14 protein-coding genes and 1 tRNA gene (1 of these 15 cut by a window edge) are annotated in these 21,626 nt (G+C 39.3%); 8 read left to right on the top strand and 7 right to left on the bottom strand.

Annotated features, from left to right (window positions below):
* Nucleotides 1-88 precede the first annotated feature (88 nt).
* The 3 genes from PAARA_RS16090 to PAARA_RS16080 form a co-directional block, all read right to left on the bottom strand.
* Nucleotides 89-4,294, bottom strand: coding sequence for an ATP-binding protein (locus PAARA_RS16090; protein ID WP_167346349.1), 4,206 nt, complete (start codon nt 4,292-4,294; stop codon nt 89-91).
* 293 nt (nt 4,295-4,587) lie between these two features.
* On the bottom strand, nt 4,588-7,434 hold the full coding sequence (locus PAARA_RS16085) for a TonB-dependent receptor (protein ID WP_062569998.1): 2,847 nt from the start codon (nt 7,432-7,434) through the stop codon (nt 4,588-4,590).
* 244 nt (nt 7,435-7,678) lie between these two features.
* On the bottom strand, nt 7,679-10,027 hold the full coding sequence (locus tag PAARA_RS16080) for a DNA polymerase II (RefSeq protein WP_062569997.1): 2,349 nt from the start codon (nt 10,025-10,027) through the stop codon (nt 7,679-7,681).
* A 133-nt stretch (nt 10,028-10,160) separates the two neighbouring features.
* On the opposite strand from PAARA_RS16080, the gene dinG reads away from it, so the two are divergent.
* The 7 genes from dinG (at nt 10,161) to PAARA_RS16050 (ending at nt 15,400) form a co-directional block, all read left to right on the top strand.
* Nucleotides 10,161-12,236 carry an ATP-dependent DNA helicase DinG gene (dinG, locus tag PAARA_RS16075; protein WP_062569996.1) on the top strand — a complete coding sequence of 692 codons (2,076 nt, stop codon included), beginning with the start codon at nt 10,161-10,163 and terminating at the stop codon, nt 12,234-12,236.
* Nucleotides 12,236-13,012: a TSUP family transporter gene (locus tag PAARA_RS16070; protein WP_062569995.1), complete on the top strand. Its 777-nt coding sequence runs from the start codon at nt 12,236-12,238 to the stop codon at nt 13,010-13,012. The genes dinG and PAARA_RS16070 overlap by 1 nt, the downstream gene beginning before the upstream one ends.
* Nucleotides 13,013-13,621, top strand: coding sequence for a primosomal replication protein (locus PAARA_RS16065; protein ID WP_062569994.1), 609 nt, complete (start codon nt 13,013-13,015; stop codon nt 13,619-13,621). It abuts the gene before it with no gap.
* Nucleotides 13,618-14,511 carry a histone deacetylase family protein gene (locus tag PAARA_RS16060; protein ID WP_209438191.1) on the top strand — a complete coding sequence of 298 codons (894 nt, stop codon included), beginning with the start codon at nt 13,618-13,620 and terminating at the stop codon, nt 14,509-14,511. Before PAARA_RS16065 ends, PAARA_RS16060 begins: the two co-directional genes overlap by 4 nt.
* Before the next feature lie 45 nt (nt 14,512-14,556).
* Nucleotides 14,557-14,835, top strand: a complete 279-nt coding sequence (locus PAARA_RS16055) for a late competence development ComFB family protein (RefSeq protein WP_062569992.1) — start codon at nt 14,557-14,559, stop codon at nt 14,833-14,835.
* Nucleotides 14,825-14,983 (top strand): YbaM family protein, encoded by a 159-nt coding sequence (locus PAARA_RS20445; RefSeq protein ID WP_083515333.1) that lies wholly within the window; start codon nt 14,825-14,827, stop codon nt 14,981-14,983. Before PAARA_RS16055 ends, PAARA_RS20445 begins: the two co-directional genes overlap by 11 nt.
* Before the next feature lie 174 nt (nt 14,984-15,157).
* Nucleotides 15,158-15,400: a hypothetical protein gene (locus PAARA_RS16050; RefSeq protein WP_062569991.1), complete on the top strand. Its 243-nt coding sequence runs from the start codon at nt 15,158-15,160 to the stop codon at nt 15,398-15,400.
* Here the strand turns inward: PAARA_RS16050 and PAARA_RS16045 are convergent, their stop codons facing one another.
* Genes PAARA_RS16045 through PAARA_RS16030 form a run of 4 tightly spaced genes read right to left on the bottom strand, consistent with a single transcriptional unit; the run spans nt 15,401 to nt 20,362 of the window.
* Complete coding sequence (locus PAARA_RS16045) at nt 15,401-16,057, bottom strand: tRNA (adenine(22)-N(1))-methyltransferase (protein WP_062569990.1); 657 nt, start codon at nt 16,055-16,057, stop codon at nt 15,401-15,403.
* Nucleotides 16,058-16,059: 2 nt separating this feature from the next.
* The gene (locus tag PAARA_RS16040) at nt 16,060-16,986 is read right to left on the bottom strand and encodes a class I SAM-dependent methyltransferase (protein ID WP_062569989.1); all 927 of its coding nucleotides are present in this window, start codon (nt 16,984-16,986) and stop codon (nt 16,060-16,062) included.
* Between the two features lie 5 nt (nt 16,987-16,991).
* Nucleotides 16,992-18,986: an excinuclease ABC subunit UvrB gene (gene uvrB / locus PAARA_RS16035; protein WP_062569988.1), complete on the bottom strand. Its 1,995-nt coding sequence runs from the start codon at nt 18,984-18,986 to the stop codon at nt 16,992-16,994.
* On the bottom strand, nt 18,983-20,362 hold the full coding sequence (locus PAARA_RS16030; RefSeq protein ID WP_062569987.1) for an MATE family efflux transporter: 1,380 nt from the start codon (nt 20,360-20,362) through the stop codon (nt 18,983-18,985). Before PAARA_RS16030 ends, uvrB begins: the two co-directional genes overlap by 4 nt.
* A gap of 1,208 nt (nt 20,363-21,570) precedes the next feature.
* Here PAARA_RS16030 and PAARA_RS20680 point away from each other — a divergent pair.
* Nucleotides 21,571-21,626 (top strand) — tRNA-Asn (locus PAARA_RS20680); it runs 305 nt beyond the window's last position.

Below are 21,626 nucleotides of genomic sequence, written 5' to 3'. Positions count from 1 at the left end.
ATTATAAAAGTTAAGTTACATATAGAACCTCAACCAGTATATGAGGAAAATATAAAATAATCTATTATATACCCTAACTTTATTTATTTTATTCAGACCAACCTTTTATTTTATCCACGATATCATTCAACTGTACAATAAGCATTCGAACAATTTCTGGGTCTTGGTTTTTGCTAAATTCTTGCTCTGTATTCACTATAAGCTCAGAGAGTGCTGGATACTGAAGCATCACGATAGCTCCTTTAAGCTTATGAATAGTTGAAGAAATCTTACTATATTCACTATTTTTGAGTTGTTCGTTTAACGTACTTAAATCGATTTGCAGGCTATTTACAAATACATCTGCCAACATTTTTGCATCTGCCTCATTTCCAAAAACATTTAACCAATGCTGTTTGCTTTTTATTCCTGTTAACGATGACTCTATATTCGTTTCTTGTACCTGGTTTTTGTCTTTTTGTAGATCAATAAACTCTACTAGCCTGTTATATAACTCGTTAAGTTTGTATGGCTTAAATAACACACAATTCATCCCTACTTTCATTGCTTTATCAAGACACTCTTGGGAGTCATCAGCAGTAAACCCTATAATTGGTAAGGATTTAAACTCAGGCATGCCACGAAGCTGCTGAGTTAGTTTAAAGCCATCTAGGTGTGGCATATGACAATCGGTCAATAACAAATCAAAATGACCATTACGCAGAGTATTTAATGCTGCAATACCATCTTCAACCATCACAGCTTTAATACCTAACTTCTGGCACTGTTTTTCTAATAGTAATTGATTAGTTTTATTATCCTCAGCTATCAGAATCTTGCCATGCAAACTATCCGTGCCTTTTGAGGAAATAAATTGAGTGTTGGCATGAACATTATTGAACAGTTCACGTAATAGATCTGGGTATATGGGGTTAACCCCTAAGGTATGACAACAGCATTTTAGGTGTGGTTTTCCCTCACCAGATATAGCGACAATAATATAACGATTACTTGAGTGAGGTATAGCCTGCTGCCAATCATCCCCCCATAACTGCTGCATATATTGTTCATCAATGAGGATGTTCTCTATATTGGTGAATGTATTTTTATCTATCGGCCAAGATAATTGATTATAGTTAATGCCCATAGTCGATAAGTTATCAAGTAATTGACGGTTATTACTATATACTGACCAATATAGAGATGGTAATGGGCTTTTATCTTTGAATACATTCGTTAATGGAACCGAAATATAAACATTTGTCCCTTTCGAGAAGGTGCTGGAAATCGTAATTTCCCCTTTCATTGCTTCAATTAATTGTTTAGCCAATGTAAGTCCAAGCCCTGCCCCGCCATAACGCCTTTGTGTGGAGCCATCAGCTTGCTCGAAAGGGGTATAAATATCTGCAAGTTGCTGTGCAGTCATTCCTGTGCCCGTATCCGACACCTCAATTTTTAATTTATGTTTATCGAACAATACGTCACAATTAATGCTACCTGATTCAGTAAATTTGACGGCATTATTAAGAACATTTGAAAGCACTTGCATCAAGTGAGTTACATCAATTTGTGCAGATGTATACGCCGCTGTTCGCCAAGAAAGCGTAAAGTCTAAACCTTTTTCTTTTGCTAAGTATTCATGAGCACGAAAAACACGACACAGGTGCGACTCAAGATCTACATCTTGATAATTTAATTCAATGTTACCTGAGTTGGTATTCGCAAAATACAAGATATCATTCACTAAGCTTAGTAGCTTAGAAATAGAGCTATCGATGTGCTCTAATAAATAGAATTGTTCATCTGTTAAAGTAGATGACTTTAGTAGTTCAATAAAGCCATTAACCCCTGATATTGGCGTACGTAATTCATGACTCATTGTGGCTATAAAGCGGCTTTTTGCGAGCTCAGCCTGATGCGCTAATTGATTTGCTTTACTCAAATCGGCTTGCTGTCTTTTTAATAAGCTAATATCGAGTAAAATTCCATTCCAACGAATCCCTTCATTTGTCGAAGTAGTCATACTCTCAGCGTTGGCAATATAACGACACCAGATTTGTTGACCTAAATTATTTACCCGAAATTCTATGTCGATTATTTTATTTAACTTACTGGCTGACTTAAATGCTTTGGCTATTTTGATACGATCAACATCATCAATATACGGTGAAATACAACCGGTCATACCACGCTGGTTGACTGTACGGGAGGTAACCCCGAGTAAACTTTGTGCGCCTTTACTTATATAGGTATAGCAGCCCTCTCCATTATCATAATACTCATACTGAAATACACCACCTGGAATCGTATCTGTTATCGTTTGCAACAAACGCTGCACAGATTGTGTCTCTCGTTGTAAATTGTGGTGCTGTGTTACATCCGTTATCACTGTCAAAATTCCAGCTAATTGCTCATCAGTTCCGAAATAAGGTTTCTTTGTATACAGCAAATCAAGTTGCTTTCCTTGTCGGTTGGTATATTTAATTTGCTGATTGATGGCTTTTCCTGAGTCTAAACTATATTTGTTTTGTGCAATCAAGTCTTTAACAACAGGTAAATCATCGCGCAAGAATTGCTTTTGCTCATCCCATAAATGCGCAAAGTTCTCGCGGTAAGCCTTATTCCACATTAAGCGTTTTTGATCTTTATCTTGTATCACCACCATTGTAGGTAAATCATCAATTAACTTTTGGGTGAAATTTAACTTCTCCAACGCGACTTGCTCTGCTTTTTGTCGCTTGGCTATTTCGCGATTGATGGTGTAGCGCCAACCAATAAAGTACACAATAGAGACAAAAATCAATATTAAAACCAAAATAGCTGTCGTATTAACCGTTTGCCTGTCATAACCTCTCTCAATACTAAAAATCCCATGCCGATTTACAATATGAGTGAAATCATTACTTGTTAATGTTTTAAATAAGCTATCAAGCAATGTAGCAAAATCAGGCAGATTTTGATTGATTAAAAAATAAATAGGCTGTGTGTATTGATATCGGGGGTTTATATAAAACTCACCAATATAAAATTGGTTAAGCTGATAGGCCGCTATACTTTGCGGTAACATCACCCCATCAATGGTATCGTTTCTTAGGGCATAGAAAAGTGTTTTGACTGAGTTAAACGAGACAGTTTCGATAGGTTTATTTGTGATTAATTTCTGTTTAGGATCTGCAAATACATCAAGATAACCAATGCGAGAACCATTGTTTCTTTGTTTAGAAATCAAGATCATCTCGAAACTATAATGTGAAGGAAGCGCAATTAGAGTACCATGATCAAGCTTATCAGGTGTCATGGTCGGAATAAGATCAATTTTATTAGCAAGAAACAACTTTGCCAATTCATCACTATTGGCTGCAGGAATATATTTAAATTGAATACCACTTCGCTGCGCCAGTAACATCATAGTATCGTTTAGATAACCCGTTGCCTCACCATTATTATTCGTCGAATTGACTGGAAATAAATCATCTACAAACGAAAATGTCAGTAATAGGTTTGTTTCTTCATCCCCCCCTATTCGATTAAAGTCTCGCTTAAACTGGCTATAGGCTTTTGATGCTAAATATTCTTCACTTGCCGAGTTTTCCCAGAGCTGTTTGGTTGTCGGTGAGATAGAAGCAAGTAAAGAATTAACTTGGTTTCTCAATACGACCTTCTGCTGGTTAAACATGACATGTAGTGTTTCACTGGCAAGCCAAATTGGGCTGACTATTTTTAAGTTCTTTTGTGGGCGCTTTTTTAAATAATGGGAGAGCACCGAGTAATCACCTAAAAAAGCATCAAAAGTACCGTCTGATACTTTATCAAAGGCATCCTCGGGTTTTATAAAACGATTGATAAATAACGCACCATTTTGTGCCAAATATTCACAATGAGAGCTTCCCGTTATACAAACCCAGCGTAAGCTTGCCAAGTTTTTTAACGCATCATTGGCAATAGATTGGTTGGCTACAATACCCTGAGGTGCTTCCATAAACGGAGCTGAAAATAAGAAATGCTTCTTACGCTGTGCAGTTTTATTTAAACCAACCGTAAAGTCTATTTCCCCAGCTTGTAGAGCATCGAGGAGAAGATCTAAACTATCGAACACTTGATACTCTAGCTTTGAATCGGTTAGACGAGCAATTTCATCACTGTAACCAACGATGACTCCTGAGAATTGCCCCTCCTCTGTACGCGTGTGGTAAGGGAAGAAGTTGTAATTGACGATACCCGCTTTGAGCCTTGGTTTATCCTCTTGTGCGGCTTGCGTAAAAAAAGTACAAAAAAATAAAAGCGCTAGTGATATAGTTAATTTATAGCTTTTCAACAAAAAACCTTCTGAGTCAACACTCAACATATTAAAGTATAAGAGAATAAGTTATCCCCTACAATAAAACGACCTATTGTGTATTAACTTCTTGCATTTAACGATGATGCCAAAAAGCAATACGGTAACAATAACTTTACGCAAAACTGGCTAGATGTTGTATAAAAATTGATTTAACCAAGCAGTTACACAAGTAGACCTGTCAAATAGCTCGAAACAAACAATTAATGCAACAAAGAAAAAGGCCAAAACATAATGCCTTGGCCTTAGTAGGGAAAAATATTAACAGTTCATTAGAACTTAAGGTTAACACTCATATGTACAAAACGACCTAAAGTGTCATAGTAGCCGGCTACTGTATTCGCGTTTGACGAAATAGTGTTACCAACCATAGGTGGCTCTTTATCAAAGATGTTATTAATACCACCTGTCAGCGTTACGTGCTCATTTACAGAGTAATTACCTGAAAGGTCGATGAAATTGTAAGAATCAATACCACCATTTTCAATTAATGATGTATCTGCATCACCTTCGTAATCTACGCCGCCGTAGTAACGCCATTTAAGGCCTACTCGCCAATCATCTGCAATATAATTTACATTCGCAGTGTGACGCCATTTTGGTGATGCAAAACAGTCCGTACTTACATTACCAGAACAATCATAAGCCAGTGACTCATCACCTAAGATTGGCTCCACTTCTTTTTTGATGCTGTAGTAACCATTAATATCAAATTTCAATGTTGCTTCGTTAAGCTCCATTGTATAAGCAGCTGTTAAATCAACACCTTCCCACGTACGACCACCAATGTTGTCACTTAAGTTTACAACATAACCATCTTGGCCTAACCATAGGCTACCTGATGCACTTCGTTGAATATTATCACAGAAGAAAGCATCACCGGTTGTAGCACAGTTATTTAAGATGCGCTCAGCACCCACAACACCCACTACCTTTTCCATTTCAATTTGGAAATAGTCAACAGAGAAGTTGAAGTTATCAAATGGGTTTGCAACTAAACCAATCGTAATAGTTTCAGCCTCTTCCGGTTTTAGGTTTGGATTACCACCAGCAAATTGATTGTATTGACCCGCAGGTGATGCAGTAACGGCACCATACTGTGAACCAGTTACACCCGTGTTAGCACACTGCGCTGAATCATATGCAGGGCTGTCACTTGCACAACCGTCACTACCACTCCAAAGGCTGATGCTTTGTGCTGAGAATAGCTCACCAACATTAGGAGCACGAACCGCTTTTGCAAAGCTTGCACGGAACTTATACGCATCGGCTAGTGTATAATCACCACCAATTGAGTAAGTTGTATCTGAACCTGTTGTTGAGTAATCAGACCAACGTGCAGCCGTTGAAATATTAAACTCATCTAGCACTGGGATTTGTAGCTCACCGTACACTTCATTTACATCAATCGAGCCATATAAGCTTGGTGATGGACCACCTTGACCTAATAACTGACCTTCTTCATAAACCGTATCTGATGTGCGCTCATATTCTTGCTCACGGCGTTCCACACCAAATACAGCTGCAATAGGTAAAGATGCACTTGGCAGAGTCAAATCAAGCTCACCTGATACATAACCACTATAAATTGTTTGTGTCACTAAACCAGTTTGCGTACCAACACCTGCCAGTTGCGCTGCTTGCTCAGGTGTTACGCCATCTAGTTCAAATACATTATAGTAAAGACAACCATCTGCTTCTTCACATGATGTACCAACAGCGCCAACACGAGGACCAATTTTTGGTGCTAATAAATCATTTTTATACACTGAGCTCGATGTTGTTGCAGAGTAGTTATAGCTAACATCATATGTCCAGTTATCATTAATCTCACCTTCCATACCCGTTAGGATACGATATGAAGTATGCTCTAGGTTATCTGCACGCGGGCCACCTTCAACATTACGTTTACCGATGTAAGCAACAAATTGGTCACTTCCTGTTTGACCAAAAAGCTCTTGCAACTGCTGTTTTTGTAAGTCCGACAATAATGGGTTGTTATAATCCATTAAAAACTCTTCGTTGAAGAACGTACCTGACTCAGCGATTTGACCAGCTGTTCTATTGTGCATAAATGAGAACTCTAGGTATGGTCTAAAGTGCTCATTGATTTCATAATCAATGAAGCTACCTAATGTAAAGCGCTCATTTGGGCGTAAGAAGTGATTCACCGGCGCATAGTTATAACGATAACCATCGTCTTCAATAAAACCCTGACCATTTGGGTTTAGATAGCCCCAAAATTCTTGTTTATAGTCTACTTCGCCATCAACCACAGGGAAGATATCAAAGTGTGGGTTTGGTGTATTTGCTGAACCACCACACACGTTACCCGCACCATTTAAAGCACATGACGAATAGTCGCGGCTGCCCTGCAACAACTCTGTTTGACGGTTGTAAGTTACGTAACCAACTGCATGGCCTTTACCAGAGTCAAAGCCACTACCTACCGTTAAATCTAAGCTATATGACTTACCATCGATCCCCGTATTGCCCGTTTCATAATCATAGCCTTGATCATCCATCAGGCCTTGAATATACCCATTATCATTATTATGTTGATAGCCTGATGCTCCCATATTGAATGAAATACCATCAAACTCATCGTTCATCACAAAGTTAACAACACCCGCAACAGCATCAGCACCATAAACTGCCGCCGCACCACCTGTGAGTACGTCAACACGCTTAACTAATGATGCTGGAATTTGGTTAATATCTGGAACCTGAGATGTAATACTACCAGCCTGCATACGGCGGCCATTGATCAATACCAATGTTCTGTTTGAGCCAAGGCCACGAAGGTCAACGGTCGCGGTACCCGTTGCGCCATTCGCAAGAAATGAACTTTGCGCAGCTTCAATTTGTGGTAATTGGTTTAATACATCCTCAACACGAGAGAAACCGCTCAACTTAATCTCTTCAGCAGTCATTACAGTAACAGGACTAACCGTTTCAAGATCTGTACGTTTGATACGTGAACCTGTTACTTGGATGCGTTCAACTTTTTCAACACCGTCATCGGCTGCATTTGCAGCCATAGAAAAACCTGTCGAAGTAGAAGCAACGCCAAAAGCAAGCGCAAGGCGCACCGCTTTTGAAACTTGATTATTTAACATTTGATTCTCCCTGGACCACCAATAGTGGTTATAATTAGTATAATTGTGTTTATTTTTTGTTACCGAAAATAGATTTGACCGGAGAATAACAAACAAATGAAAATAAATTCCCAGCACTTTATTTACATTTATTTAATAAAAATAAATTTAAGCTGTAGCACTCCACCTCCTCGCTCAAAAAACAAACAGCCAACACAAGCCACTAAAATAGAGGAGTTTACAGCTGGAGATTCATCAGAAAGAACTAGAGAAGCTGTATTTGCCTATCTTCAATTGACGCAAATTTTGCAACTAAATTACCAACAATCATTTCAGCTATTGGCAACAATTGCTTATTTACATAAATGGAATAATCATATTGATGGGTGCCGATATAAAATTCAGCTCCCTGTGCGGTGTACACATATTCAATAGTTTGTCCGCGCTTAATTTCACGGTGAGGGTTGTCAGCTAGGTATTGCTTTGCAGCTTTAACATGAGGAGGGATATTTTTTTGGTAATCAGTTAAGTGTTGACCTAAACGTTTACGATAAATAAGCAGCGCATCGAATTCGCCGTTATAGAGCTTTTTCACATACTTATCAAATGTTTGTATGATTAATTCTTGATTGTATGAGTCGCTAAATAATATTTCAAACAACTCAACTTGAAATTTATGAGCTAACTCTGTCCAATCACTGCGCACTGTCTCCATTCCTTTGAACACTAGGTGTGTGGCGCCATTTTTATCTATCTTACCTACATAGCGCTTTTTTGAGCCCGTTGCTTTACCACGTATTGTTGGCATAAAAAATGGACTATAGTGAGTTTCATATTCAATTTCTAAGTAGCTGGTTATATTATAATTTTTTTCAAGCTCTGCGTGCCATTGCGCATTAATTTTCGTAGCAAGTTCAATACCTATTTCATGACAATTTGCAGGGCTTAGTTCATCATCTAACTTAACAAATGTCGAATCTGTATCACCATAAATAACTTGGTAACCCCACTGCTCAATCCATCGCTTTGTTGTCTGCATGATCTCATGCCCGCGTAAGGTAATCGAACTTGATAAACGCGGATCGTAAAATCGGCAACCTTTAGAACCTAATACGCCATATAAACTATTCATAATGATTTTAATGGCCTGCGAAAGCATCGGTTGATTGTTATCTTTAGCAACTTGTCGGGTTGTGGCTAATTGGCGAATTAATTTAGGTAAATGGTGCTTAGTTCTTGAAAACAGGGCTTGATTAAACCCTTCAATCGCTAGTTCTGGTTCCTTTAGCCCCTCGACTAGACCTAAAGGGTCAATGCAAAAAGTACGCATTATTGACGGGTAAAGACTTTTATAATCGAGCACCACAATATTTTTATATAACCCTGGTTCAGAGTTCATAACATAGCCACCGGGGCTGTCAAAGCTTAAGCCATGATCACCCAAATTCGGTGCCACATAGCCACTACGGTGTAATAAAGGAAGATAAAGGTTGGTAAAGGCAGCTACAGAGCCGCCCATCCTTTCAAGTTCAAGACCGGTCATTTGACTGCGAACGGCAGCAAATTCGAGTAACTTTAATTTTTTGAAAATACGCTGTACTAAAATACAATCTTGTCGGTTGTACGCTGCAAGAGAAAGTTTATCCTCGTTAAATTGACGAACAATCTCATCTAACCGGTTATCCGTACTAATCAGCTTTTCTTCACCAAGCTCAATACTGGCGACATTAGCTAAGCTAAAACTATCATAGTGATACGTGGCATTTTTGAGCGTATCAATACCATCAATAACAACTCTGCCTGGGACTGTGACACGCGTGAAATTGCCGACCCTTAACTGCATTTTTTCATTATTACGCCCTAGGGGAAGTTCAACACCGAGTGCCTCAGCACGCTCATACAGCACACTGAAATCAAACTCTATGACATTCCAACCAATAATAACATCAGGGTCAATTACTTGAATTTTCTCACATAATTTAGTGAGCAAATCTATTTCATCAACACACCATTGAATATTAAAATCAAGCTCTGATGTATCAAGCGGCTCACCTATCATTAAAACAGTATCGACCTTGTCCCCCACTAAGCCCACAGAAAATAAGACACCGTCCCCACTGCACTCAATATCTAATGAGAGACTATTAAAGTGGGGTGTGAAATCATTATTTTGTTTAAACTGAACATCTGTTAAAACACGAAAAGGTGAAGATTGAACGACTCGCCCCTTTGCCCACACCGCACCTTTTATAAAACGCTCCATCAAAAAGCGGTCTACCGGCCTGATATCGTCTTCATACACATTCACAAAGTGAGCTTTAAGTTGTTTTGCTGCTTTATAATAGTGTTTTAAGGACGAAAAATGACAGGCAACGACAGAGTGTTGTTGAAATGTTTTTAATGATATATGTTTAATTTCACAGTGAATTTGGTACTCATTAAAAAGGCGAGTGACAGTATTCAGGTCCTGCTCTCGAACAAAAAATACCGCCTTTTGCGGCGAACTAATCAGTTTAACAGGCCCTTGCTCTGACAAGATCCACACTACCATAGATATACCGTTGGCATTATCAAAACATTGCGTAGAAAGAATAAAGCCAGAAGCAAGCTGCATGTAAAAACCTTTTAGCCTAAAAGAGTAAAGCAAACGCTGAGCGACAAAATTAACCACAAGTTGCTTGTAGTTACCGCGTTAAATCTCTAAAATTCATTACTGTAATTATATACATACTTTAGGTTATCTGGACATGCTTTCTGACTCTTTAAAAAAAACAATTAGGCAAATTCATAAGCATGTTGCTGATAACCTAACTGATTATCGTCCTCGTAGCAGTCAAAATTATTTAGTAGCAGAAATCGCTAAAACCTTGGCTGGCGAATACCATAAATCGCAACGTATCTGCGTTATAGAAGCGGGTACTGGCACAGGTAAATCACTTGCCTATTGCTTGGGAGCCATCCCTCTGGCAATGGCAAAAAAGAAAAAGCTGGTTATTTCAACCGCGACAGTCGCCCTTCAAGAACAGCTCATTAATAAAGAACTGCCATTTTTTAAGGAACACTCAGGGCTGGATATAAAGTTTGATTTGGTTAAAGGTCGGCAACGCTATATTTGCGCACAAAAGCTTAGTGCTGCAGTCAATGGTGATAGCCAGACACAAATGGAGTTTATGCCGACACTGTCATCTCCATTATCTGATATGGAAACCAAGTGTTTAAAACAACTCTATAATGCTTACTCTAAAAAACAATGGCAAGGCGACCGCGATAGCTGGGCTGATACAATTCCTGATAAAGTGTGGAACTTAATTGCTTGTGATAAGCACTCATGCCAACGGCAGATGCGTGCTCATCAATTATGCCCTTTTCACATGGCACGTCAGCGTCTTATGCAAATGGACGTACTCGTCATTAACCATTCTTTATTGCTCGCTGATTTAGACCTTGGCGGCGGTAAGATTCTCCCTGAGCCTGATGACACTATTTATGTGATTGATGAAGCGCATCACTTAGCCCACATCACCCGAGATTTTTCATCTGCTGCTGCAACGATTAAAGGAACTATAGATTGGCTTGATAAGCTGGTTAAATTCGCTGGAAAAATGGCGAATGTATTGGTAGGTCAAAAAGCCATAGGACAAAACTTCAAGCTCAGTGACAGTATCAATGATGCGGCAAAGAATTTAAAAGTGGTGCGTGATATTCTTGATAATGCAGATTTTAACTACAACAGTGACGATACCTATCGTTTTGAGCACGGTGAAATCCCAGCCTCTTTACATGCGAAAGCAAAAGATATCAGCGATGCCACTTTAGATGCTCTACGCGCTCTTAACAAAATGCATGACACCTTGGTACAAGATGTCAGTGATGGCGATATAAAACCTTACGTAGCCGATCCTATCTTAGCTGAAAGCGGTCAGTATATTAATCGCTTAGAGTTACTGAACAAATTATGGTTTAGTTATGCCACAAAAGGCGAAGGTATTCCCCATGCACGGTGGATAAAACGCCTAGAGTATAAGAACCATCATGATCATTTACTCAGCGATTGTCCTATTGAAGTCGGTTATTACCTAAAAGATAAATTATGGAACCAATGTGCAGGTGCAGTGCTCTGTTCAGCCACATTAACGGCGCTTGGTTCATTTGATCATTTTGCTTACGAATGCGGGCTTGCAAAAGAAGAAGGCGTAAAATACATCAAAGTGCCTTCACCATTTGACTACCCAAAACAAGCGACGTTGCATATTCCAAGCAGCCATATTGAACCCACAGATAAATCGTTTAGTGATCATCTCGCTGAGCAATTACCCAAATTCCTAGATGATAAAAGAGCCAACTTAGTCCTGTTTGCTTCATATTGGCAGATGGATCACGTTGTAAAGGTGCTACGCAGTAAAGGTATTGATGTGCTCGTACAAGGCGAGATGTCACGTGAAGCCTTACTCAAAAAACACAAAGCAAATGTTGATCTAGGACGCGCTAGTTATTTATTTGGCACACAAAGTCTCTCCGAGGGGCTTGATCTGCCCGGCAAGTACCTTGAAAACTTAGTAATCACAAAAATCCCATTTGCAGTGCCCACGTCACCAATTGAAGAAGCCCAAGCGGAATTTGTACAAAGTAAAGGAGGCAATCCTTTTTTATCGATCACCGTTCCTGATGCAGCGAAGAAATTAGTACAAAGCTGTGGTAGACTGCTGCGCAAAGAAAATGATCAAGGTCGCATTACAATACTTGATCGCCGTTTAGTGACCAAGCGGTATGGCAAAGCCATGCTTGATACCTTGCCACCCTTTAAAAGACAAATTGATTATTAATGTTTGAATTAGCTTTAGATCCAACCACATGGGCACTACTTTGCGCTGTTGCCTTAGCCGCAGGCTTTATTGATGCAATTGCAGGCGGTGGCGGTATGCTGACAGTACCTGCACTTTTGACCGCAGGCCTTCCTCCCCATCTAACCCTAGGTACCAATAAGTTAGCTGCTAGTTTTGGCTCACTCACTGCAAGTGTCACTTACTTTCGCAAAAAGCTATTTAACCCTAGGTTTTGGGCCGCTTCCATTATGGCCACAGCCATTGGTGCGCTGTTAGGTACCTTAATCGTTGATTACCTAAGTATCGACTTTTTAAACAAATTGCTCCCTATCGTTATTATTTTAGTCGCATGCTACAGCCTATTTGGTAGTTTAAGCACAACCGAGCATAATGAACTGCCTAAACTCGATGCAAAAACAAAACTTAAACAATGGATACAAGGCTTGGGGCTGGGCTTTTTTGATGGCCTAGCAGGGCCAGGCACGGGGACTTTTTGGACCGCGTCAAACAGCTTACTTTATAAAATGAGCTTGCTGCTAAACTGCGGTCTTGCTCGATCAATGAACTTTGTTTCAAATTTTATCTCGTTGATCACCTTTGTCGCACTGGGCCATGTTAACTTTTTGCTTGGTATCACGATGGGCTTTTTTCTTATGTTGGGTGCGTGGATTGGCGCTCATTCTGCAATAAAATTCGGCAGTAAAATGATTCGCCCTGTTTTTAATACTGTGGTAATTATTTTAGCTTTAAAGTTAATTTATGAGGCCTACCTATAAATGAACTCACCTGCTTTAAACAAACTACATGAACAAATTGCTAGGCTTAAGCATCAAGCTGAACAATTTGATAACGGTCACTTTTTTTCTAAAAACCGTTATATGCAAGCGCAACCAAGTTTGTTTGATAAAGGGGTCTTTTCAACAAAGAGCATGAAACTCGCCGATTATGTCATCGAGATAGAAGAAGAGCTTGCCACTTTACCACCCGCTGAACATCGTCATGCCTATCAATATGCACTAGAGCGCATAACTCAACAGGTGCAAGCAGTATTTAATGTCATAAAATCAACGCCTGTGTGGGCAAAAGAGAATAAATTCACTCATAAAGCAAAACCAAAACAGCATATTTTTAAACAAGCAGTTAAAAAGATTATGCAATCATCGCATGAGCTGTATGATGAATTGAAACAAAATCATGAGTTCGAGCGCAGATTGGTGTTAATGATTGAAGAAAGAAAATTAAAACTCGATGCTGCTAATACTACCCAAGCGAGTGAAATAAACAAAGAAATATTAGCTCTTCATGCAAGGCTTGGCCGGTGCCGAAAAGCCATTTCGGCCACTGAAGATAAAATACAGCAAGTCGAAAAACAGCAACTCAAATAATGTACTACTACCACCCTAGCTACTCTGCACTTGATTTACCAGAGCGACACCGCTTTCCGATTCAAAAATACCAATTGTTAAAAGAGCAGCTAAGTCATTTTATTGATGACGATTTTTTTATAACACCCAAGCAAGCAAATAAAGAACACTTAGCCCTGTGCCACGACCAGCATTACATAGATGCATTTCTCGCAGGTACGCTTGCACCAAAAGCCATTAAAAAAATGGGCTTTCCTTGGTCTGAATCACTTGTTGAGCGTAGCTTATATTCAGTGGGAGCAGCAATTCAAGGCGCTGAATATGCTTTAAAGCATGGTGCAGCATTTAACTTAAGTGGCGGTTATCACCATGCATTTAGTGATCATGGCAGTGGTTTTTGCATTTTTAATGACTTAGCGATTGCCGCCGCACACCTTATACAAACTGAACAAGCCGACACCGTAGTTATTTTTGATTGTGATGTACATCAAGGTGACGGCACTGCCGAGATTATTAATCAACACGAGCAGATTATTAGTTGCTCTATTCATTGCGAACAAAATTTCCCTCGCATTAAGCAGTGCTCTAATTACGACTTTTCTCTTGAGCATGGAACGAAAGATAGTGACTACCTAAAAGCTGTGCAACAAGCCTTTGAGCTTACAACTAGACTGCATCAACCGGATATTATCTTATACAACGCAGGTGCAGATATTTTTAGTGATGACGAATTAGGCCATTTTTCGGTAAGTTTATCGGGTGTTTATCAACGCGACCATTTTGTTTTAAGCCAAGCCAAGGCACATAACATTCCTATTTTTGCAGCATTAGGTGGCGGCTATCAACGTGACACCGAACGTTTAGTTAATGTACATAAACAGCTTTTTAAAGCCGCTGTCGATTTATTTTAAAGCTTGGTATACACTAAAAATACTAATTAATCAGGGTCGATATGTATGAAGTTACACGATGATATTCACAATTATTTTGAAAAGCTCGTTGTAGATGATATTGCAAAACGCAATCTTGAATCAGTGTATAATGAAGACATCATGGCTGACTTGTGCTGTACAGTCCTTAATCAGTTACCTGCGCGTTATATTCGTTACGATGTAGATATGGAGTTTTATCTGCCGCAATCAGAGCGAATGCTAATGGAGCAACAAGTACAAACCGCTATCGATGTTGCCATCACTCAAGTTTCAAAGAAGAAGGAACTCAATAATGAGTCGTGAATTGGAGGCTGCGCCAAATCATATTAAGCTTGCTGTCGATTTAATCATGCTATTAGAACAAAACGATGTGCCAGCAGAAGATGTACTCGCAGCTCTTGAAATTGTAAAATCTGATTTTGAAAAAAAGTTAATGCAAGCATCTGATTAACCTAAGCAGTTTATTTATTGTGCGGCTTTAACCGTATTAACCTCCTCATTTTTGTTATCATCTCCACCGTTATAGCACGACAAAGGAAATACCTTGTAACACAAACCCCTTTTCTTTTTATAATGCAAGCTATACTCTATTGAATAAAGTACAAATATAAAAGGAGGATAAATTATGTCAGGTACAACCATGGTGGTATTAATTGTACTCATTTCCGTCAGTTCAGGTGTTATCTACGATATGTATAAAAAACACCTAGAGTTTAAATCTCGTACCTTAAAAGACAGCAAAGAAGCAAATGAACAAGTGGCGGCTGTTACCGCTGAATTACTTGAATTAAAGCAACGGGTACAAACACTTGAAGCGATTGTGACCGATTCAAGCTATAACGTAAAACAAGAAATTAATAAGCTGTAATTAACAATCTAGCGCTTTATATTCATCAAGCACACCTTGATAATACTCAGCATCTTGATTCAGCATACGGCCGTAGTGAGCACGTAATTGCTGTAGATATGCTTTGTGCTCTTTACGACTCAATTGCCACATATTTGTACCTGTCCGTGAAAGCGGCTCTGATGACAGTGTGCTAACAGCAATAACCTCATAAAAGCGCTTGTTTTCACAAATAATTTGTTCATCGACTAAGCCCATATTTAATGTTTGCATATGGCTTCGCACTTTATAGCTGTGATGTACAGGACAAACAGCAAAATCAATTTGACAATGGGGATTACGCAATACTATTTGCGATAAAAACTGCACGAGTAAATCTCCCCCAACCCCTGCAATTATGACCAAGTGACGCTTATTAGGGCTCAGTTCAATCCTAGCCACATCTTGACAATGGACCTGCCAAGCTGTGCGCTGCTTATCTGTCGAAAAGCGTTCAAGCACATTACGCAATGACTGCATTAGCTCTGGCACAATATCCACAAAGTGAATCTTCGGTGCCTTATTTTGCTTTAGTAATTCAATGCCTAAAAAACCGTGGTCGCAACAACAGTCCCAAATTTCGTCATACTCAATTGTGACCATCGAAGCAATAGCAGATAAACGTTTACTCAGAGCCATTCTTATGCCGATTTATAAACGAGTGCTTTTAAACTTCTATCACTATCCACTTCAACAAACCCATCAGTAGGCGCCAAGCGTTCAACAAAACTAATTGCGCCTTGAGTATGTTCAGTAATTAAATCTTTAAACGCCTGCTCTGACAGCTCTGGGCTATTAGCGCACAATAAAAGCTGGGTGTTTTCGTTTAGCAGCTCAGGTAACCGACGCAGGATTTTTTGATAGTCCTTGGTCAATATAAAGCTCCCTTTTTGGAAGCTAGGTGGATCAACAATGATCAATTCATACGGTGCTGACTTTTTCAGCTTACCGAACGATTTTAAAATATCATGGGGGTAAAAACTCACCCCATGAGTAAAGCCATTGAGTTGATGGTTATGCTTGCCTGTTCGCAGCACACCTTTATTCATGTCCATATTAATAACTTGATCTGCACCACCCTGCATTGCAGCAACAGAAAAACCACAGGTGTATGAAAACAGATTAAGCACCTTTGCGTTATTACTATTGGCTTGCACAAACTCACGACCACGACGCATATCCGGAAAAATACCGGTATTTTGTCTACTTAATAAATCAACTTTAAACTTAATACTGTTTTCAGTTACGACATGTTCTTGCGGTAACTCACCGTAAATCAATGTGTTGCGCGTATTAATTCCACTACGTTGTTGATAAACCAGCGTGTTTACAAGCTCAGGAACATGCTCTTGTGCCCATTGCCAAATTGTATCTGTTAATTGCGTTAGTTCATCATTTTCAATTTCTTGATACGAAACTAAAAACAGTGCCGGTGGATAAAAATCAAGATTAATATGGCTAAGCTCAGTCACCGAGTGGCCACGGCCATGAAAAATTCGGCATAACTCATTTGCCGCAAGCGGCGCATCTGCTAACGCAGTTAAAATGGCTGAAAATTTATTTGTCATTGCACTTAGTTAATTAATTGTTGTTGTAATTCATGTATTTCATCACGCACAGAGGCTGCCTTTTCAAACTCAAGGTCACTTGCATAAGCATGCATTTTTGCTTCAAGGTTTTTAATCTGATCAGCTATTTGTTTCGCGCTTAATACCTGTTTTGACTCTTTTCGTACTAATTTAAGATTGTCTTTTGGCGTTGCTTCTTCACCCACATCCATAATATCGGTGATACTTTTAACCAGAGCTTGTGGCTCAATACCATGTTCAAGGTTGTAAGCCTGCTGTTTTTCACGACGACGGTCTGTTTCATCAATGGCTTGACGCATAGAATTTGTAATACGGTCACCATATAAAATTGCTTTACCGTTTAAGTGGCGTGCTGCACGGCCTATGGTTTGGATCAATGAACGTGTAGATCGCAAAAAGCCCTCTTTATCTGCATCAAGTATCGCTACCAAGGATACTTCTGGCATATCGAGACCTTCTCGCAATAAGTTAATGCCTACCAACACATCAAACACACCAGCACGTAAATCACGAATGATTTCAACCCGTTCGACGGTGTCGATATCTGAGTGTAAGTAGCGAACTTTTACATCATGATCATTTAGATAGTCGGTTAAATCCTCGGCCATACGTTTCGTTAACGTAGTCACCAATACCCGCTCATTAACCTCTACACGCTTGTAGATTTCCGACAATAAATCATCAACCTGAGTACTTACAGGTCGCACTTCAATTTCAGGGTCTATAAGCCCTGTAGGACGAATCACCTGCTCTGCGACTTCTCCAGCTGAGCGCTCTAATTCAAAATTACCTGGCGTCGCTGATACATAGATTGTTTGCGGCGCAATAGCCTCAAACTCTTCAAACCGTAATGGGCGATTATCTAATGCCGAAGGTAAACGAAAGCCATATTCAACGAGATTTTCTTTGCGGCTTCTATCACCTTTATACATCGCACCGATTTGCGATACAGTAACGTGAGATTCATCAATGATCATTAATGCATCATCGGGTAAATAATCTAATAATGTTGGCGGTGGATCGCCAGGTGTGCGGCCTGATAAATAACGACTGTAGTTTTCGATGCCAGAGCAATAGCCTAGTTCAGTCATCATTTCAATGTCGTATTGTGTACGTTGGGCTATCCGCTGCTCCTCAACCAGTTTATTAGCACTAAGCAATTGAGAACGACGGTCTTTAAGCTCATCTTTAATTTTATCAATGGCATCCAGAATTTTTTCGCGAGGTGTTACATAGTGTGTTTTGGGATAAATTGTCGCGCGAACAATATGCTTTTCTACAGCCCCTGTGAGGGGATCAAAAATACTCAAACGTTCAATTTCGTCATCAAACATTTCAACACGTACTGCATAAGTGTCAGATTCAGCTGGGAAAATATCAATCACTTCACCACGTACGCGGTATGTGCCACGGCTAAACTCTATATCATTGCGTGTATATTGCAGCTCAGCTAAGCGGCGCAGCATATCTCGCTGGTCAACACTCTCACCCACTTTTAGTAACAACATCATTTTCATGTACGAGTCGGGATCACCTAAGCCGTAAATAGCTGATACTGAAGCAACGATAATGGTATCTCGACGTTCTAATAGTGCTTTCGTCGCACTCAAACGCATTTGTTCAATATGCTCATTAATAGACGCATCTTTTTCAATGAATGTGTCACTGGCTACCACATAGGCTTCGGGTTGGTAATAATCATAATAGGAAACAAAATACTCAACCGCATTATGTGGAAAAAACTCTTTCATTTCGCCATAAAGTTGAGCTGCTAATGTTTTATTATGTGCCATGATTATCGTGGGACGATTTAAATCATGGATAATATTAGCCATAGTAAAGGTTTTGCCTGTTCCCGTTGCTCCTAACAAGGTCTGGTGTGCAAGGCCGGCTTCTAACCCGTCCTTTAACTGAGCTATTGCAGTTGGCTGATCGCCACTGGGCTGAAACTGTGAGACAAGTTGAAAATGATCGCTCATGAATGACACTCCTTCATCGATGCAGCGCTTAAAAGTTCCACATCCTTTATAAACCATTTGTAAGCAACAACAGCTGTAAATAAATTACCAGCAGCGGCACCAATAAATAACCCCGTTAGCCCTGCCATAAGGTTCCCTACATAGGCAAAAGGAACATAGAAAATAAATAAACGTACAACACTTAAAATTAACGCATTCATGGGTTTATGTAACGCATTAAACGATGAATTAGATAAAATAATGACCCCTTGCAAGCCATAACTTAAAGGGAGAATGTAAATAAATAGCTTAATAACATCAATAACAGCTTGCTCTTTACCAAATACATCAGCAATAAATCCTGATGCCACAATAAGTAATAAATAAATAGCAAACTGCCAAATCATCACAAACTTTAACGTTGTGGTATAAGCTTCTTTTACACGTTCAAATTTTCTTGCACCAAAGTTCTGGCTGACAAAGGGAGGCAATGTCATCGACAGCGCCAATACAACAAGGCTTGCTATTGATTCTATACGACTGCCGACACCAAAAGCTGCAACAGCCTCTGGGCCATGTTTAGCCACAAGTGCTGTCATCACCGCCATAGCAATTGGTGTTAACATATTTGCGCCTGCCGCGGGTAAACCAATTTTCAGAATTTTGCGCACTGCACCTATGACAGTTTGTTGACCGGCGTGCAAACTTAATAAGCCATTTTTAACCGCTAAAATATAGAGAATAATCACCACAGCTACGGACCATGCAATGACACTTGCAATGGCTGCCCCTTGAATACCAAGAGCGGGAACTGGGCCGAAACCAAAAATAAGTATGGGGTCTAAAATAGCATTGATTAAGCCAGCGCCCCCCATAACGATACTCGGTGTTTTTGTATCACCACTTGCACGTAAAACAGAGTTTCCAACCATGGGGGTGATCAAAAAGACACTGCCCAAAAACCACACGCTCATGTAATCATGTATCAATGGCAATACTTGCTGCCCTGCCCCGAGTAGTTTGAAAGTAGGCGCAATGAGTAGGTAGCCAAGCACCGATAAAAAAAACACCATCACGACAGAGATCAATAAAGCAATACTCGCATCGAAGCGTGCCTCATCAAGCTTGTCACTACCTAAGGCTTTAGCTATTACGGCTGAAGTACCTATGCCCAAACCAATCGCTAAGCTAATCACAGTAAATGTTACAGGGAAGGTAAAACTAACGGCCGCAAGTGGTTCTGTGCCGAGTAAGCTGATAAAGAAAGTATCAACAAGATTGAACATCATCAGCGTAATCATGCCAAAAATCATTGGAATGGTCATTTTTTTTAACGTGGGTAAGATTGGCGAGTTTAAAAGATCAGGTTTAGATTTGCTTTGCGAAGTCACGCTCATGGGAATACTTTAGCCTCTTTTACTGAACCTGTAAGTTTAAAGCATCCTGCTCTTGCAAGCCATGATTTATTCAAAGAAAGCTTCACTGCCACTTCTTTATAATGTAAAGCTGAATATCTGCAACGTCTGTAAAAGAAGCACCTTTTACTGGATTGCTATTTGAAACAGATATGTGCTTAGTATTAGCAAAGACTATTACAGTAAGATTATTTCAGGATGTCACTCCAAGGTTATTAAAGTGCAACTTTTAACGCTTTGGTGCAAAATTAACCATCAACCCCATTAAAAAACAATATAAAAACACTATTAATAGCTCTATTACATTTAAAAGGCAGTAAACGCTGTTTTTTTACACAGCAAAATAGACTATTTAATAGCCTGTAAAAAAATTACCTGCCAATTCAGCCTCACTTCAGTTTAAAAGACTAACTAATTGATTTTAAATACTATAAAAAAAATCATTTTAGTACTTGAAATTGCTGTAGCGCCCTAAAAACCTAGCACTATAGCTGTTCTTAAAGTTTAATAAACAGAGTTATCCACAGAAACCGTGGATAACTCTCTGGAAGCCGCATTTATCAAGGCTTTTAAAGGAGGCTAACAGAGTTAAATGACAAAACAAGACAAGTTTAGTGTTTAACGCTTAAGGTCTAAAAATTGACAAAAGCCATAATTAGCTCACCTACCTAGCTTGATAAATAGCCCTGTGAAATATTCACCTATATTACAAACCTGATGCAACATCATGATTATTAAAAATAAAAACATACAAACTGATACGCTTTTGGTTCGCGTTTCGCTACATGAAAGCCGACCCTTTTTAAATCATACTCCCTAACCACAGGAAAAATACCTCTCTAACGTGCACACTCTAGCCTGATAAAGGCATCGATTAGATTGAATTTGTCGCATGGTTATAAAATCTTAGATAAATGATGGTTTTCTCTCTTAGAAGATGAAAATCTATACAACGAATACTTTTCGCAATTTTGAAACATCAACTTAGCTATAAAATTCAAGCAAAAAATTCAACTTAGAAAGACGAATACAGGTATTTCATAGTAAATACGCTGCCATTTTCAGTTAGATTTTGCTCAGATCGAACATAAAAACATCGAATAGCCTTCTTTTTTGAATTTATGAAGTTTTTATGTTGACACTTTGCAAAGCTGTCATTAATATTTCGCCCCGTTGAAAGGCATGACGCTTCCCCCTTAGCTCAGTTGGTTAGAGCGACGGACTGTTAATCCGCAGGTCCCCCGTT

The organism is Pseudoalteromonas arabiensis, from assembly GCF_001550155.1.
In the GTDB taxonomy this organism is placed as follows: domain Bacteria; phylum Pseudomonadota; class Gammaproteobacteria; order Enterobacterales; family Alteromonadaceae; genus Pseudoalteromonas; species Pseudoalteromonas arabiensis.
The sequence above is the reverse complement of the archived record's forward strand: the minus strand, read 5'-3'. Positions and strand labels throughout refer to the sequence as shown.

Excerpts from the sequence above, each read along its gene's own strand:
- PAARA_RS16085 (WP_062569998.1), bottom strand. The coding sequence starts at position 7,434 with ATGTTAAATAATCAAGTTTCAAAAGCGGTGCGCCTTGCGCTTGCTTTT.
- PAARA_RS16080 (WP_062569997.1), bottom strand. The coding sequence starts at position 10,027 with ATGCAGCTTGCTTCTGGCTTTATTCTTTCTACGCAATGTTTTGATAAT.
- dinG (WP_062569996.1), top strand. The coding sequence starts at position 10,161 with ATGCTTTCTGACTCTTTAAAAAAAACAATTAGGCAAATTCATAAGCAT.
- PAARA_RS16070 (WP_062569995.1), top strand. The coding sequence starts at position 12,236 with ATGTTTGAATTAGCTTTAGATCCAACCACATGGGCACTACTTTGCGCT.
- PAARA_RS16065 (WP_062569994.1), top strand. The coding sequence starts at position 13,013 with ATGAACTCACCTGCTTTAAACAAACTACATGAACAAATTGCTAGGCTT.
- PAARA_RS16055 (WP_062569992.1), top strand. The coding sequence starts at position 14,557 with ATGAAGTTACACGATGATATTCACAATTATTTTGAAAAGCTCGTTGTA.
- PAARA_RS20445 (WP_083515333.1), top strand. The coding sequence starts at position 14,825 with ATGAGTCGTGAATTGGAGGCTGCGCCAAATCATATTAAGCTTGCTGTC.
- PAARA_RS16050 (WP_062569991.1), top strand. The coding sequence starts at position 15,158 with ATGTCAGGTACAACCATGGTGGTATTAATTGTACTCATTTCCGTCAGT.
- PAARA_RS16045 (WP_062569990.1), bottom strand. The coding sequence starts at position 16,057 with ATGGCTCTGAGTAAACGTTTATCTGCTATTGCTTCGATGGTCACAATT.
- PAARA_RS16040 (WP_062569989.1), bottom strand. The coding sequence starts at position 16,986 with ATGACAAATAAATTTTCAGCCATTTTAACTGCGTTAGCAGATGCGCCG.
- uvrB (WP_062569988.1), bottom strand. The coding sequence starts at position 18,986 with ATGAGCGATCATTTTCAACTTGTCTCACAGTTTCAGCCCAGTGGCGAT.
- PAARA_RS16030 (WP_062569987.1), bottom strand. The coding sequence starts at position 20,362 with ATGAGCGTGACTTCGCAAAGCAAATCTAAACCTGATCTTTTAAACTCG.